Genomic DNA, 1,229 nt, shown 5'->3' on the forward strand with positions numbered 1-1,229 from the left:
ATTAGGAAAAGAGAATATTTCCTAATTAATTTAAAACATAAATTTTGTCTATGTTTTAAACAATATGTATTTTGGAGGAGGTTAATTTGATTTTTTCAAAACTCATTGATCGGTACGCCTTATATGATTTACACAAAAAAAGAAGTGTAGCGTTTCAGTTTACTTCCCTTTCTAACACTTCATTAAATATAAAGAACATAGAATCTTTTTATAAAGTAAAACCATCACATTTTCATTTTGACATTAAGCATTCAAAGCAGGAAAATGAATACATGATTGGGCAATTCAACTATAAAAGTTCGGTTCAATCCGGTGATTCACACAACGACTCTGTAACTGGGGAATTATTCTTACATGAAAATGAAAATGCACCTCATGTTATCTTTGTTCACGGTTGGAGAATGGATTCTAACGAACGTGTGAAAAAAATATTCCACGATCATATGACCAGCCTGAAGTGGAATATGTATTATTTCACTCTACCCTATCATTTTGAAAGAAAACCCGATCAATCCTTATTCAGTGGAGAGTATATGGTAAGTGCAAATATTGAACGAACATTACAAGCAACTAGACAAGCGGTAGCTGATTTACGAGCTTTGATTAAATGGATTAAAGCAAATAAAAAGGGGCCCCTCATTCTAATAGGAATTAGTTTAGGCGGATTTATTACTAACTTAACCTCTCTTGTTGAAGAAGAAATTGATGTGTTAGCATCCATTTTCTATGCAAATCGACTTTCTTATTCGATTTGGAATACAACTCCTGGTAAATTTATTAGAGAAGACTTGGAACATCATGGTGTTACGTATGATGATTTAATAGATTATTGGAAAATCACTGAACCGAGTCAAGCATTGCCAAAAGTAAAAAAAGAAAATATTTTATTAATTTCAGGTAAGCATGATCTATATGTGCATTCTGAGGATACAGACTACTTGTGGGAATCTTGGGAAAGACCTCCACGATATATTTATAAATGTGGGCATGCCGGGATCGTTCTTAAAAGTAAAAAAATTGCAACTGATACTATTGATTTTATTCAAAATCGATTGAACTCCCCACACTTATCCAATGTCATGCCTTAAATCGCGAGATTACTAAGTACAAAATCTTATACTTATATTGTTATATTTTTTACTAGTCACCTTTGTAAACCTTAGCCCCAAGCCTTACACGATTGAAAATGAAATAAAATAAATAAGGAACTAATTTACCATATGGAAAAA

The 1,229-nt window shown here is 32.0% G+C and carries 1 protein-coding gene; it reads left to right on the forward strand.

The features are described from left to right. The first annotated feature begins 86 nt into the window (after window positions 1-86). Window positions 87-1,088: an alpha/beta hydrolase gene (locus tag ACQGSG_RS29030; RefSeq protein WP_426948758.1), complete on the forward strand. Its 1,002-nt coding sequence runs from the start codon at window positions 87-89 to the stop codon at window positions 1,086-1,088. Window positions 1,089-1,229 lie beyond the last annotated feature (141 nt).

It is taken from the genome of Bacillus sp. GMa5/1, from assembly GCF_050172015.1.
Classification (GTDB): Bacteria; Bacillota; Bacilli; order Bacillales; family Bacillaceae_G; genus Bacillus_A; species Bacillus_A cereus.